Here is a 13909-nt window from a genome sequence, read left to right on the forward strand (position 1 = left end):
ATTTCGATGCTCGAATATTGCGAAGCATCAGATCTCAAATCATCAAAATCATGACGATCATGAAAATCTGCGTTCCGTCTCTCATCTCATCAGCACCACCGTTCCCTTCTTAAATATTACCTGGCCGGTGTAAGAAGTGCCCTGCACCATCCAAACATAGGTATCTGGTCCCTGGGCATTGCCGTTGATGGTTCCGTCCCAGCCCTTGCCGGGATCGGAGTTGTTGTATACCAATTGCCCCCAGCGGTTGTAGACTCTGAAGTAATCCAACTTGCGAATGCCGACAGGAATCGGTCTGAATAAATTGTTGGAGATCCTTTCAGGTGTAAAGGCATTTGGAACAAAAATATCGGGAAGCGTTGTAAATACTTTTATATTGATGGTATCGTAATCGTAGCATTTGTCTGCAGTGTATGCTTTGACTACGTAGGTCATATTTTGACTGATGTTGGCAATCGGATTTTGAATATCAGGATTATTCAATCCGGTTGGAGGCGTCCATTGGTAAAAATCTGCACCGGTTGCATTTAGTTGTAGCGGTTGGTTTATCACAATTGAAGTATCGTTTCCGGCAGAAGCAATCACAGGCGGACGAACTGTAATCGTTATTGAACCCACGCCTGGTTTAGGACAACCTTTGTTGTCGCGAACGGTAAGTGTATACACCGTGGTTCTTATGGGATAGGCAAGTGGATTCAGCGATTGCGGATTAACAAGCGTTGTTAAAGGCGACCATGCGTAAGATATTCCGTCGACCGTAGCATGGAGATAGGCCGTGTCGCGGTAGCAAATTACTGTGTCGGGGCCAGGGTTTGCCAGCGGATACGGAACAGTTGTTACTACAACACCATCTGTCGCAGAACATTTTCCTATCCTCGCAGTGATCTCATAGACCGTTGTTCCCGTTGGTGTAGCCATGGGGCTCAACATTGAGCTGTCGCTAAGTGTTGCGGCTGGCGTCCACGCATAGCGCAAGCCGTCTGTTTGCGGATGCAATACGATCGCATCGGTTAAACAAATGGTGGTATCGTTTCCCGCATTTAGCCGTACTCTGTCTGTAACCCTTACTTTGATGCTGTCTGTGTTAATACATCCGTCTTCGTTAAGCTGTACGTAAAACGTAGTGGTGGTTTTAGGAAATACAAGCGGGTTGGAGGTGTTGCCGTCTCGCATAAGATTGATAACATTCGGCGTCCAGTTAAAAATGCCCAAGCCTATAGCTGCAAGTTGTAAAGTATCAATGTTACAAATAAGCGTATCTCTGAATGGAAGCGCAATTGTCGGCTTTTCTTTCACGTCAACTGCGTTAAGCACAGTGTCGATACAGCCCTTACTGCTTTCTACAATCAGCTGCACTGATTTAGAACCTGATGTACTATACTTCCATGACGGGTTTTGAATATGAGAACTGTCGTTAGTGGCCGCCTCATCGCCGAAGGCCCAGCTCCACTTACTCACCACTCCATACTTTGCCTTGGTTGTATCAACAAATCGTATTGGATTCAGAATACATGTGCCGGCAGTGATAAAGCCGCCAAAAAATCCGGGAAATACTTTTGCAATGGCCGTAGTTGAATCAATACACTGACCCGCAGAAAGCAATGCCGTTAATTTTATTTGATAAACACCTGTATCCGCATAGGTATGTGTAACATTTCCCGAAGGGTCATAAGATGTATCGGGTTTTGATTTGTCGCCGTAGTTCCATATGTACATGGTGCCGGGCGGATTGTTCTGATTGTTTCTGATCGCCACTTTGAAATCGTCGCAAAAATGATATTCGGGCGACAGTAGGGCATTGAGCGGAACACAATCGGAAACCTTTATGTGAATGTCTTTACGATGCACGTTTATCAGCACACCCTTTCGATATTCAGATACGCAAACAGTAACCACATACTGGCCAATAGCGGAAGGCGCAATGCCTGAAAAAACTCCTGTTTTAGCATCAATGGAAGCGGAAGGGTCCATTGGTACAGTGCCTGAATAGCCGGGTCTGTAAGGCAATGGGCTGTAAGGGGGCGGTGGTGCGGGATTCGGCGTAACGCAAGTGAAACAGGTTCCCTGTCTTTCACCGGCGCCATCGTAAGCGTCACATAAAGCATACGATAAAGAGTCTGTGCCATCAGGATCAGTAGCACCGAAATTAAACTTAAAGGCAGAAGACATACAGATGGCCACTGCGTCACCTGCTTCAAAACTTGGACTCGAATTTTTTTGAGCGCCAGCCAACACATCCGTTCCGGGTATTTCACACAAGTAGGTAACACCGGTCCTGCCACTGTTACTTACGTTTTGAATGCCGTCCAAACGACAACAGCGCTGAAATGCAATGGTGTAACCAACTTTGCTGTCGGGTATTTCTATTGAAGTTTGGTAGTAGCGTAAATTATAGCAGACATCCGTAGGCGGATTGGTGATACAGGGGTTAGAATTAGGATCATACCTTATCTGCTCCTCTCTTATTTTCGGTGCATTTACTGTAAAAGATGGATTTGTTTGCCCCTTCTCATACACAGTGAAATTTTCATCTTCATCATTCTGTCCGGGATTGTTTTGAAAACAGTCGATGTATAATTTGAGTGTGACCTGGTATCTTGAAGAATTGGGCGAATTTCCCGGGCCCAGGTATTTATAATAGAGTTCCCCTCCTCGAATGTGGTTAGCATACAGTTGGGCGGCATAATACAGCATCAGGAAGAGTATGGAAGCACATTTCTTCATCAAGAAGCATTTTGGCCTTTCGGTTATTACATCTCAATTACGATTCTATTCTCACGAATCCGAAAAAGCCTATCAACTAATGAAGTCAAAAATCAAAATTCAAAACTTGGTGAGCCTTTTTGACCTTTGAATTTTTACTTTATAACCTCTTGTAGGTAGCTTTCCAAAGCCTCGTTACTTTTATCGGTTTCTTCCATCATACCCATATGGGCAGAATGTTCGAGAATGGTTACATAGGTAGTGGAAGATAAATGGCTCAGGGCCAGGCTGTCCTTGTAGGGAACCGCAACGTCATTCTTGCCTATTATCAACAAAACAGGTTTGGAAAAGTTCTTCAAAACGAGCGTTCTGTCTGGCCTGGCAATCATCGCGTAATAATACGCGATCAATGACTCGGGTTCAAATTCTTTAAGGTGTTCTATAAATGTAACAACTTTATCAGAATTTTTTAACTTATAATTTTCGGTAAAAAGGTTGGGTGTAGTTTGTTTAATAAACAGGTATGCGCCATTTTTCTTAATGAATTCAATGCCTTTGCGGCGTGTCTCTTTTTTTTCTTCTGTATCTGGAAAAGCTGTAGAGTGAAACAACCCAAGTCCCTTTAGAAACTGCGGGTATTTTTCTCCAAATGCCAGCGCTACATACCCGCCCATCGAGTGCCCGATAACAACTGCCTGATCAATTTTTTCATTTTCCAAAATTGACTTCACTGCATCTGCCATACTTTCCATGCTTGTTTCATCCAACCTGTCTGAAGCGCCACTTCCCGGAAGATCAGGAACAATTACAGTGTAGTTGTTTTGCAACGTGGCTACCTGGTTTTCCCAAACCTCATGGTCTTCAGCAAAGCCATGCAACAACACCACCGGCGCGCCAGATCCGCTCACTGCGTAAACAAGTTTTTTATTATTTAGCGAAAGCGTTTTCATGGTATTAGTTATAAGTTATGAGTTATGAGTGAACGAAGAGTCGCTGTGGGTTATGAACAATAAGGTATGAATGTCAAAAGTTAACGTTGTCGCACTTTTTATTCATAATTCATCACCTGCTCCTCCTCTGGCTTCTCAAAAACAAAACGCCTACCAGCGGTATCAAAGCAACATTTAATGCTTGTGGTAAAATAATCCAACAAATCAGCAAAAGCAAGCTTAGCCAGGCGGTTAATTTAAAATAAGTTTTCACCCATTTTTTATTGCTTCCCAGGAAAAATGCCGCCACAAAATGGGTTGGGATAGCCCATAGTAAATTGAGGTTGTTTTTGCATTCCAGGTGAGTTGTTCCTACCCACATAAACACCAGCAAAATGCCGAGCGCCCCGGTAAGAAAGAATAGTAGGGGGTCAAATATTTTCAGGAAGGTCTTTGCCGCAGGATGTTTTACCAAACTGCAAATGCCAACCAGTATAAAAAGCAATACAAATGCAAGCATGGGGGTGACCGGAGCAGCAGAAGCTGAGTTGTCCGGTTGCTCAAAAAGTGTGTGTTTCTCACTTACAAGCGGCTTGCCATTTATGGTTGTACTGTCAAAACCTTTTAATAAATAGTCAGGTAAAAACATTGATTCGCGATTGGTCGCTTTGCGGTCCATATTAGCGCCCAGCAAAATGTCAATGCCAAGTTTGGTCCAGTATTGTTTGGCCCTGTTGAGATAAATATAGATGAGATCGCGGAAGGTAACTGATTTGTGCTCAAGAATGTCTCTGGTAACAAAGGGAGCACTGTTTTTTTCTACGATATCCCTCAGTCGTGTGGAGCAATTATCGTACAGAAATTCATACAAATAGTACCTGTTTTGCGGAAGCGCATTTGTTTTTAACGCGTCGTAAAGTTTTAGCTTTTGCTCACATGAAAGATTCAGAATCTGTTCCTGTATGCTTCTGCCTTCTGCTTTGTAAGCGTTAAAAAAACCAAGATATCCGTCGTGGTTATTGAATTGTTCAATAGAAGAGGAATATAAAAGGCTGCCTTTTATAAACTTCATTTCAAAGTCATCTTCAAATGCGTCAAACGTACCGTAGTTGAAAACAAGGTCAGTATTTCTTGATTTATCAACCACACGAAGTGCGCTATGCCCAAAAATGGAATAAACCTCATCTCCGGGGCCGGCGGTTAGTAAGCTAACAGTAATGTTACAGGAATCGCTTTGCGCCTGTGAGAAAAAGGAAAAATGCAAAGCGAGAAGAAGTGCAAAAACGCTGGGGAAAAATTTCATTTTTGGTTGATTGTAGGGGGCGAATCGCATTCGCCCTGGTCCAAATTAAATGTGCAACAGAATAAACGGAATCTCCGCATATTTTGTTGCACTCTTGGGATGTTACAGGGCGAATGCGATTCGCCCCTACAAAATACTATTTTCTGCTATAGTTCGGAGCTTCTTTTGTAATGTCCACATCGTGAGCATGGCTTTCGCGCATACCTGCGTTGGTGATTTGAACAAAAGTTGCTTGTTGCAATGCTTTTAAATTAGCTGCACCGCAAAGGCCCATACCGGCACGAAGACCACCAACATATTGTGATATAACCTCGTTCAGGTTTCCTTTATAAGCCACACGACCCTCGATACCTTCCGGAACCATTTTCTTTGCATCTTCTTCGCCTTCCTGGAAGTAACGGTCGCCGCTACCTTGTTGCATAGCACCGATAGAGCCCATGCCGCGGTATTCTTTGAATTTACGGCCTTCATAGATAATAGTTTCTCCAGGGCTTTCTTCAACGCCGGCAAACACGCTTCCCATCATGGTTACGTTTGCTCCTGCTGCAAGTGCCTTAACCATATCACCAGTATAGCGAATACCACCATCAGCGATCAAAGGAACGTTTTTGCCTTTAAGTGCGGCGGCTGCTTCAACGATGGCTGTAAGCTGTGGAACACCGGCTCCTGCAACGATACGTGTTGTACAAATGGAGCCTGGTCCAATACCAATTTTTACTGCGTCTGCACCGGCATCGGCAAGGGCTTTTGCACCTGCGCCTGTGCCCACGTTACCTGCTATTACCTGTAAATTTTTGAAATTCTTTTTCAGTGCTTTCAATGAATCAATAACCCCTTTGCTATGACCGTGTGAACTATCCAGCGCCACAATGTCAACGCCCACTTGTTGCAATGCATAGGCTCTGTCCTGCAGGTCCTTTGTAATGCCGAGTGCACCGCCTACCAGCAAACGGCCATAGGTGTCTTTCACTGCATTAGGGAAATTGCGCAATTGCAGAATGTCCCTGTAAGTGATGAGACCGATAAGCGCTTTTTGTTTGTTGATAACAGGAAGCTTTTCGATTTTATATTGACGGAGTATTTTTTCAGCTTTTTTCAGATCTGTTCCTTCTGGTGCAGTGATGAGGTTTTCTTTTGTCATCACATCCTTCACAGGAATTTTTTTGTTGGTTTCAAAACGCAGATCTCTGTTGGTGAGGATACCAACCAGTCTTTTATTACCATCAACAATTGGAATACCACCAATCTTGTTCTCACGCATTAATTTAAGTGCGTCGCCAATTGTTGCATCATCATGAAGTGTAATAGGATCGATGATTAGACCGCTTTCGCTTCTTTTAACTTTGCGAACTTGCTCGGCCTGCTTTTCGATGCTCATGTTTTTGTGTAAAATACCAAGACCACCTTCACGTGCAAGCGCTATTGCCAGATTGGCTTCTGTAACGGTATCCATTGCTGCAGAGAGCATTGGAATGTTAAGCGTAATGTTCTTTGTAAGTTGGGTACGTATGTCAACATCCTTAGGTAACACCTCGCTGTAAGCAGGCATTAATAACACGTCATCAAACGTAAGACCTTCGCCAAAAAACCTTGATTGAAATGAATTGTCGCGGGGGGAAGTATTTCTTGTTGCCATGTGCAAAGATATGGCGCGGGGTAAATTGCCTCCAAAACTTTTTTTAGTGGAGAGTTGAAAGTTGAGAGTGGAGAGGGGTTAAAGGGAGAGAAAACGAATTGCAAATTGAAAGTTGAAAATTGAAAATGAACGAATAGTGTAAGCGCTTACGCATCTTGTTTAAGAAAATGTTAAGAGGAGGGTGCGTACGGAGTACTGAGTACGATGTACGAAATCCATCAATCTATGACATTCCAGTGACTTTCGTACATTGTACACAACTTAACTCTCCACTCTCCATTCTCCACTCTCCACTAAAATCCCATTTTCAACTTTCAATTAATCATATACATTTTTCCCGGCAGGCTACTCACAACGTTTTGCAGTTCAAGGTTCAAAATAGCTGCAGCGATAGCGCCGCTGGAAAGATTGCTTTTTAAATTCAACTCATCGATATGCGTTGCATCTTTTGCGCCCAGTAAATCGAGAATGATCTTTTCTTCGGGCGAAAAATCAATAAACAACTCGCGTTGCGGTTTTCGTGTTCTTGTTGCTTCTTTCCAGCCGAGAGCTTCAAGAACATCATCCGCTCCGGTTATTAACGAAGCTTTTTTCTCTTTGATCAGTTTAATGCAGCCTGAACTTCTGTTGTCCGTGGTTCTGCCCGGAAAAGCCAAAACATCCCTGTTGTAGCCATAGGCCAGGTTCGCGGTGATCATGCTGCCGCCTTTTATATTTGTTTCTATTACGATAGTCGCGTCGCTCATGCCGGCAACGATGCGGTTACGTATGGGGAAATTATGCTTGTCTGGTTTTGTGCAGCTCGGGAATTCGGTGAGCAGACCGCCGTTGTTGCTGGTCATTTCTTTTGCCAACCCACTATGTTCAGGTGGATAAATAATATCCAAGCCATGAGCAAGAACGCCAATTGTAGGGAGGCCATTCTTTAGGGCTGCTTTGTGGGCCACACCATCTATGCCAAATGCCATTCCGCTTGCAATGACAACATTTTGCGCAGCCAGATCGTTGACTAATTTTTCTGTGAGTTGCCTGCCATATTCACTGTGCGAACGTGTACCAATAACCGCAATTATTTTAGAAGCATTTAAATCTGCTGTGCCGCAGTAATAGAGCATGGTTGGAGGATCATAGCAGTTGCGCAATCTTTTAGGATAATTGTTATCTGTGAAAAACAATGGTTGAATGTTGTTCTTTTCAATGAACGCAATTTCATTCTCAATGGAAGTAAAATTTTTAAAGCCTTTGATATTCGATGCCTTGATGGAGCCAATGCCTTCAATTAGTTCAAGAGAAGATTTTTTTGCCTTGAAAATTTCTTCAGCAGTCTCAAAATGTTCAAGAAGAATTTTAGCATGCACGGAACCGATTAATGGCACTTGTGTAAGTGCTATTTTATGCAGCAAATCATTCATAAGAATCAGGTTAGTCGGCAAAAGTATGTGTCAGAAATCAAAGAAAATATTTCAAGTCGATAATTATCTTTTCAAGAGCCCGAATTGATAAAAAGCTTGACTGTATTGGAAAAGATTAGATCAAAAGACTTAATATTTTTCAATGATAGTTGGCTTCTTTATGGCCGTTGTTAACTATGAATATTAAAAGATATTTCATTGTTCTAATTATTCTTTCAACTGGGACCTAATCAATAAAAAGTTTGACTGTATTTGAAAACAACTTTTTGTAAGACTTAATAATTTTATATTTCAAAAAGGAAACCCATGAATATTCTCAACCTAAACCATGAAAGTTTACAACAGATTTTGCCGAGAATTCAAAAAAGTTATCCCGATGCCATCCTGAAAAAACCATTTGTGGGACTGGAAACAATACAGGTGCAGTACGAAAACGTTCTTTATGTGATCAGGAAGAGAAGCACCGATTTTGTGATTGATTTTGATTTGTCAGAGTCGCGCTCTAAACTGATGTGTGTTGTGTTTGGAGCGGTTGGTGTTTTTATTGCGAGATTCTTTTTTAAATCAAAGCACAAAGCAAAAATCCAGCAGTTCAATAACAGTTTTATTGATATCGTAAATGGCATTAGAAAAGGTTAGTTTTCGCTACGGCAATTCATTGACAGGAGTCTTCTAAAAAATGTCCAAATCGGAAAGACATTTGGCTGTATTGGAAAGAAGTTGTCTATGTGAGTCGATAAATTTATGCCTCTAAAACAAGCATAAGAATGAATGTGCCGAATTTTAACCAGCAGACTTTGCAACAGCTATTACCTGAAGTACAAAAAGTGTATTCCAGCGCAGTTATTAAAAAGCCTTTTATTGGTCCCGAAAGGCTTAGTGTGCCTTATGAGAATTTCAGTTTTGTAGTCAGTAAAAGAAAGACAGATTTTAAGCTTGATTTCATTCCTCCCACTTTTTGGATGGTCATAGGAATGGTCGCGGCAGCAATCCTCTTTTCCGTTATTTTAACAATGATAATCGGAAGAACAACTATAAGTGTAGGAGGAGCAATCCCAGCACTGGTGGGCTTTCTAATTGTTAAATTAATCTTCAGATCTAAAAACAAATCAAAAATAGAGCAGTTCAATAACAGTTTTATTGATATTGTAAATGGTATTGGAAAAGGTTAGAACGAAACAGCTCTCTGTAAACAAAAAGCCGGCAGCGACTTAGTCACGCTGCTGGCTTTTTTTCTAACAGCTAGCAACTTACTTCGTACTCAACATCTTCAACTCCGTTCTCCTTTTTTGACTCTTCCTTCCTCAATGTCGTTGCTGTCAACTGGCTGCATAGTGCCAACCCCTTTTGAAGAAAGTCTGTTAGATGTAAATACCTTAAAAGTAATATAAGCTGATATGCTTTCTAATGTCTTATTCTTAAAAAAGTGTGACCGTATTGGAAGGATGTGCGAAATATGAGGGATTAGTTTTGCATATCTATAAGCAGAAAATGTGAAGTATGAATGTTCCCAATCTAAACCAGAAAACATTACTTGAGATATTACCAAGCGTTCAAAAACAATATCCAGAAGCACATATTAAAAAAACATTTTTCGGAGCTGAAAGGATCCAGGTGCCGTACAAGAAAATTCAATTTTCAGTAAGGAATAGAATGTCGAGAACAACAGGAAAGGTTTTTGATCTTGATTTTCAGCCGCCGATGTCATGGATGGTTATGGGAGTGGCATTTGCGGTCATTCTCTTTATCGTTTATTCAATAGCCTTAGGCAACAGTAGAATAGTTATTAGCATTGGTTCCGCTATACTCGCAGCAATTGTTTTGTTTGTTGTGAAAGCTATTTTCAAATCCAAAAACAACGAAGAAATAGAGCTGTTCAACAAACACTTTATTATAGAGCAGTTCAACAAAAACTTTATTGATGTGGTAATCAATAATAGAAAAGAATATAATTGAAAAGCAAAGTACATAACCGAATCGCTGCTGTTATGTACTTTGCTTTTGTTGAACTCTATTTTGCGATCACTGTTAGTTCTGTTCTTCTGTTCTGCGCTTTTCCTTCTTCTGTATCGTTTGTTGCAATTGGCTGAGTCGCACCAAATCCTTTGGATGAGAGCCTGTCCTCCTTAATACCTTTCGAAGTAATATAAGCCACTACGCTTTCTGCGCGACCATTAGATAATTTGAGATTGTCCGCTGCTTTACCCACATTATCCGTATGTCCGTTGATTTGAATTTTTAATGTAGGATTGTCTTTCATCAATTGCACAAGATTGTCCAGTTCAACTTGTGATTCTGGTTTCAAATCCGTTTTGTTTACATCAAAGAAAATGTTCTTCAACACAACGGAGGCGTTCGCTTCCAGCGGTTGTAAGGGAATGTCTATGTTGTAAGTAGAGTCCGGCGATTTTTCTACAAAAGAAAAATTCTCCGAGTAGAACAGGTAACCTTTTCTATTTACGTTGAAAGCGTAATCACGACCAATTGGTAGAGTGATCAGATAATTACCGGTTTCATCTGTTTGTACTTTGCTCACCACTTCACGCGTGGTTAGATTTGTTAACTCAACAGCGGAAGGCAAGCCATTATTGGTTTTTGCATCAAACACTTTTCCCTTCACCCACAAAGTTTTAACCGGGCGCACGTCATTGCGCATTTCAAAAGTGTACAGATCCAGGCCTCCTTTGGAATCGCTTCTGTCGCTGGCGTAGTAAGCAGTTTTGCCATCGGCTGAGATTACAAGACTGCCTTCTTTTTCAATGGTGTTGATCGGATAGCCAAGATTTTTGGGAGCGCTCCATTGACCCTTGGGGCCTTTGCGCGTCACAAACAAATCGTCGTCTCCATAACCGGGATGCCCATTTGAAGTAAAATAAAGCGTTTGATTATCCGGGTGAATAAAAGGGCAACTTTCATCGCCGATAGTGTTGATGCCCGGTCCGAGGTTTTCGGGCTGTCCGAATTTTCCGTTAGGCAATAAATGACAAACATAAATATCGCTGCCGCCGTATCCATCGGGCCTTCTGCTTGCAAAATATAAATCGCGTTTATCGGGCGAAAGACTGGGTGCAGATTCCCAACCTTCGGTATTTATTTTGCCGCCAAGATTTTCAGGAAAGCTCCAACCAGTCGGGGTTAGATAAGAAATATACAGATCACAGCTTCCATAACCTTCGGGGAAATTACATCCTGTAAAAACCAGCCATTTGCCGTCGAGTGAAATGTTTTGCGCACCTTCATTCAGGTTGGAGTTGATATTGCCAGCCAATAATTTTGCTTTGTCCCATTTGTCATCTTTACCAAGATCGCTTCCAAAAAAGTCTTCATTCATGTGGTCGACTCTTCTCGTAAAAATAAGTTGCTTGCCGTCAATTGTTAGCGTGGGGTAGTATTCAGACGTTTCTGTGTTAATACTGTCACCGAGATTTTTGGGCGCAAAAGTGTAGCTGGAGGCAGCATTGTTCTTTGCATAATCAATGGCAAACTCGTAGGTTTTTTTTCTGTAAGAACCTGCCTTTACACTCGATTCATTAAGATTAGGAATTAACAGGAATGTATCCACCGCATGCAAGGCGTCCTCAAATCTTCCTTTTCCTGCAAGGTTGATAGAGTAGGGAAGATTATAATCCTGGAAATAGGAGGCATCAATTGATCGTGCTTTTTCGTAGTAAAGAATAGCAGAATCGTACACTTTAAGCTGACCGTACATCCCCGCGATGGAAAGATATGCGTCTTCAAAAGACGGATCGATTTTAATAGCGTCTTTCAGTACCTGTATACTTTTAACGAACTCGTCGCCCTGTGCCAGCTCGAGCGCTTTACTGTACAACTGAGCCGCTTTTTTGTCAACTTTATTAGGATCGAATTGCGCATTTACTGAGCTGATCATCAATAGGAAAATGGCAATCGAGGTACAGAGTCTTTGCATAGTGTGTAAAATAAGGATAATTTGAAAATGTGGCAAAAGCAAAATGTTAAACGCTTAATGCCGAACGCCTAACGCGTTTGGGTGTTGCACCCTAAGCGTTAGGCGTTCGGCATTAAGCGTTAAGCCACTACGGCACATTAATATACTTATGTATCTGTAAACTCAGCTCCCACTTAGGATTTTCTTTAATATAGTCGATAATAAGAGGAGTGTTTTGTGCAGATTTATCCCACTCTGGTTGCAAGTATAGCTTGCATTCAGGAGAAACAAGTGCAGCATATTTTTCTGCCCATTCGAAGTCTGATTTATTGAAGATCACCACTTTTAATTCGTTGGCAACGGGCAAAATTTCCGGCAAAGGAAATTTGAATTTTTTGGGAGAAAGGCAGATCCAGTCCCAGCTACCACTTAAAGGTGAAGAACCGGACGTTTCAATATTGGTCTGAAAACCGGCATCGTGCAATGCCGCGGTCAATTCATCCAGGTTGTGCATTAAAGGTTCGCCGCCAGTTACAACCGCCAATCTTCCGGGAAATGCAGCCGCATCCGCCACAATTTTATCCAAGGTCAACAAAGGATGTTTTTCTGCGTCCCAGCTTTCCTTCACGTCGCACCAAACACAGCCCACATCACAACCGCCCAGGCGTATAAAGTATGCGGCCCTGCCCTGGTGAAAACCCTCACCCTGCAAAGTATAAAAAGCTTCCATTACCGGAAGCGAAGTTTGTATGTCTGTAATCGTACTCACAATTTCTTTTTCTAATAATTGATTTATTGAATAATTGAACTACTGAAAATTGGGGAGGTCTCTGTTTTTAGGGCGAATGCGATTCGCCCCTACCTCTCTCCATTCTCAATTCTCCACTCTCAACTATTCAAAGTTTTTATCCTCACATGCCTTATACGTATTCTGCATCAGTGCCGCAATGGTCATAGGACCAACGCCGCCCGGTACCGGAGTGATGAAGCTGCACTTTGGAGATACTTCTGCAAAGTTAACATCACCTTTTAATGCAAAACCTTTCTTTTTGGTAGCATCGGCTACGCGGCTGATACCTACGTCGATAACGATGGCTCCGTCTTTTACCATGTCTGCCTTAACAAACTCAGGACGACCCAAAGCGGCCACAATAATATCTGCCGAAAGGCAAAGTTCTTTAAGATTTTTTGTGTGGGAGTGGCAAATCGTTACGGTGCAGTTACCCGGGTTGGTATTGGCACTCAACAAAATGCTCATTGGTCGGCCCACAATATTGCTACGTCCGATCACAACGGCTTGTTTGCCAGCAGTATCGATGTTGTAGTGTTTCAGAAGCAACATAATTCCGTAAGGAGTGGCAGGAATAAATGTTGACAATCCCTGTACCATTTTACCAACGCTAATGGGATGGAAACCATCTACATCTTTTGACGCAGCGATCGTATTGATCACTTTTTCATCAGAAATGTGTTTAGGTAAAGGCAGTTGCACCAAAATGCCATCCACATCCGGATCGTTGTTCAGGCCTTCGATCGCCTCCAGCAATTTAAACTCGCTAATGTCGTCGTCATAACGGAGAAGGGTAGATTTATAGCCGATCTCTTCACAGGCTTTTACTTTGGCTCCTACGTATGTTTCGCTGGCGCCATTGTTCCCTACCAAAACTGCAGCTAAATGCGGTACTTTCTTTCCCTGGGTTTTTAATTGTGCTACTTTAAGTGTAAGTGCTTCCTTGGTTGCTTTTGATACAAGGTTTCCGTCTAGAATTTGCATGGCGCAAAGGTAAATAATTTTAGTTGAGAGTGGAGAATTGAGAGTTGAGAGTTAAAAAGAGGAATTTAATTGAAGTTGAAAATGAAGGAAGTCATCAAAGTGTCATATAGCAACGGATTTTGTATTTAGTACACATCCCAACTCTCAACTTTCCATTCTCCACTCTCAACTAAATGCCCATTTTCAATTACTAACAGTGACCAACACACTAAAATTTGGCGATCTCCATAAAAAGGCCTTATTTA

General features: G+C 41.9%; 11 protein-coding genes. 3 read left to right on the plus strand and 8 right to left on the minus strand.

What is annotated here, in order from left to right:
- Positions 1-81 precede the first annotated feature (81 nt).
- The 5 genes from KTO63_RS13415 to dprA form a co-directional block, all read right to left on the minus strand.
- On the minus strand, positions 82-2724 hold the full coding sequence (locus tag KTO63_RS13415) for a PKD domain-containing protein (RefSeq protein ID WP_217791843.1): 2643 nt from the start codon (positions 2722-2724) through the stop codon (positions 82-84).
- Between the two features lie 134 nt (positions 2725-2858).
- Positions 2859-3653 (minus strand): alpha/beta fold hydrolase, encoded by a 795-nt coding sequence (locus tag KTO63_RS13420; protein WP_217791844.1) that lies wholly within the window; start codon positions 3651-3653, stop codon positions 2859-2861.
- Between the two features lie 112 nt (positions 3654-3765).
- On the minus strand, positions 3766-4935 hold the full coding sequence (locus KTO63_RS13425) for a lipoprotein N-acyltransferase Lnb domain-containing protein (protein WP_217791845.1): 1170 nt from the start codon (positions 4933-4935) through the stop codon (positions 3766-3768).
- Between the two features lie 136 nt (positions 4936-5071).
- On the minus strand, positions 5072-6571 hold the full coding sequence (gene guaB / locus KTO63_RS13430; RefSeq protein ID WP_217791846.1) for an IMP dehydrogenase: 1500 nt from the start codon (positions 6569-6571) through the stop codon (positions 5072-5074).
- A gap of 314 nt (positions 6572-6885) precedes the next feature.
- Positions 6886-7983: a DNA-processing protein DprA gene (dprA, locus tag KTO63_RS13435; protein ID WP_217791847.1), complete on the minus strand. Its 1098-nt coding sequence runs from the start codon at positions 7981-7983 to the stop codon at positions 6886-6888.
- A gap of 306 nt (positions 7984-8289) precedes the next feature.
- Here dprA and KTO63_RS13440 point away from each other — a divergent pair, with 306 nt between their 5' ends.
- From KTO63_RS13440 to KTO63_RS13450, 3 genes are all read left to right on the plus strand, one after another.
- Positions 8290-8622 carry a hypothetical protein gene (locus KTO63_RS13440; protein WP_217791848.1) on the plus strand — a complete coding sequence of 111 codons (333 nt, stop codon included), beginning with the start codon at positions 8290-8292 and terminating at the stop codon, positions 8620-8622.
- A 158-nt stretch (positions 8623-8780) separates the two neighbouring features.
- The gene (locus tag KTO63_RS13445; protein ID WP_217791849.1) at positions 8781-9155 is read left to right on the plus strand and encodes a hypothetical protein; all 375 of its coding nucleotides are present in this window, start codon (positions 8781-8783) and stop codon (positions 9153-9155) included.
- 328 nt (positions 9156-9483) lie between these two features.
- Positions 9484-9939: a hypothetical protein gene (locus KTO63_RS13450; RefSeq protein ID WP_217791850.1), complete on the plus strand. Its 456-nt coding sequence runs from the start codon at positions 9484-9486 to the stop codon at positions 9937-9939.
- A gap of 55 nt (positions 9940-9994) precedes the next feature.
- On the opposite strand, the gene KTO63_RS13455 is transcribed toward KTO63_RS13450, so the two are convergent.
- From KTO63_RS13455 to KTO63_RS13465, 3 genes are all read right to left on the minus strand, one after another.
- A complete protein-coding gene (locus KTO63_RS13455; protein WP_217791851.1) occupies positions 9995-11911 on the minus strand; it encodes an OmpA family protein in 1917 nt (638 codons plus the stop codon).
- Positions 11912-12038: 127 nt separating this feature from the next.
- Positions 12039-12659: a 7-carboxy-7-deazaguanine synthase QueE gene (locus KTO63_RS13460; RefSeq protein WP_317195769.1), complete on the minus strand. Its 621-nt coding sequence runs from the start codon at positions 12657-12659 to the stop codon at positions 12039-12041.
- Between the two features lie 123 nt (positions 12660-12782).
- Positions 12783-13664 (minus strand): bifunctional 5,10-methylenetetrahydrofolate dehydrogenase/5,10-methenyltetrahydrofolate cyclohydrolase, encoded by an 882-nt coding sequence (locus KTO63_RS13465; protein ID WP_217791852.1) that lies wholly within the window; start codon positions 13662-13664, stop codon positions 12783-12785.
- Positions 13665-13909: the final 245 nt, after the last annotated feature.

It is taken from the genome of Pinibacter aurantiacus (assembly GCF_019130065.1).
GTDB classification, from domain to species: domain Bacteria; phylum Bacteroidota; class Bacteroidia; order Chitinophagales; family Chitinophagaceae; genus Pinibacter; species Pinibacter aurantiacus.

Coding starts and splice junctions, on each gene's coding strand:
- KTO63_RS13415 (WP_217791843.1), bottom strand. CDS start 2,724: ATGAAGAAATGTGCTTCCATACTCTTCCTGATGCTGTATTATGCCGCC.
- KTO63_RS13420 (WP_217791844.1), bottom strand. CDS start 3,653: ATGAAAACGCTTTCGCTAAATAATAAAAAACTTGTTTACGCAGTGAGC.
- KTO63_RS13425 (WP_217791845.1), bottom strand. CDS start 4,935: ATGAAATTTTTCCCCAGCGTTTTTGCACTTCTTCTCGCTTTGCATTTT.
- guaB (WP_217791846.1), bottom strand. CDS start 6,571: ATGGCAACAAGAAATACTTCCCCCCGCGACAATTCATTTCAATCAAGG.
- dprA (WP_217791847.1), bottom strand. CDS start 7,983: ATGAATGATTTGCTGCATAAAATAGCACTTACACAAGTGCCATTAATC.
- KTO63_RS13440 (WP_217791848.1), top strand. CDS start 8,290: ATGAATATTCTCAACCTAAACCATGAAAGTTTACAACAGATTTTGCCG.
- KTO63_RS13450 (WP_217791850.1), top strand. CDS start 9,484: ATGAATGTTCCCAATCTAAACCAGAAAACATTACTTGAGATATTACCA.
- KTO63_RS13455 (WP_217791851.1), bottom strand. CDS start 11,911: ATGCAAAGACTCTGTACCTCGATTGCCATTTTCCTATTGATGATCAGC.
- KTO63_RS13465 (WP_217791852.1), bottom strand. CDS start 13,664: ATGCAAATTCTAGACGGAAACCTTGTATCAAAAGCAACCAAGGAAGCA.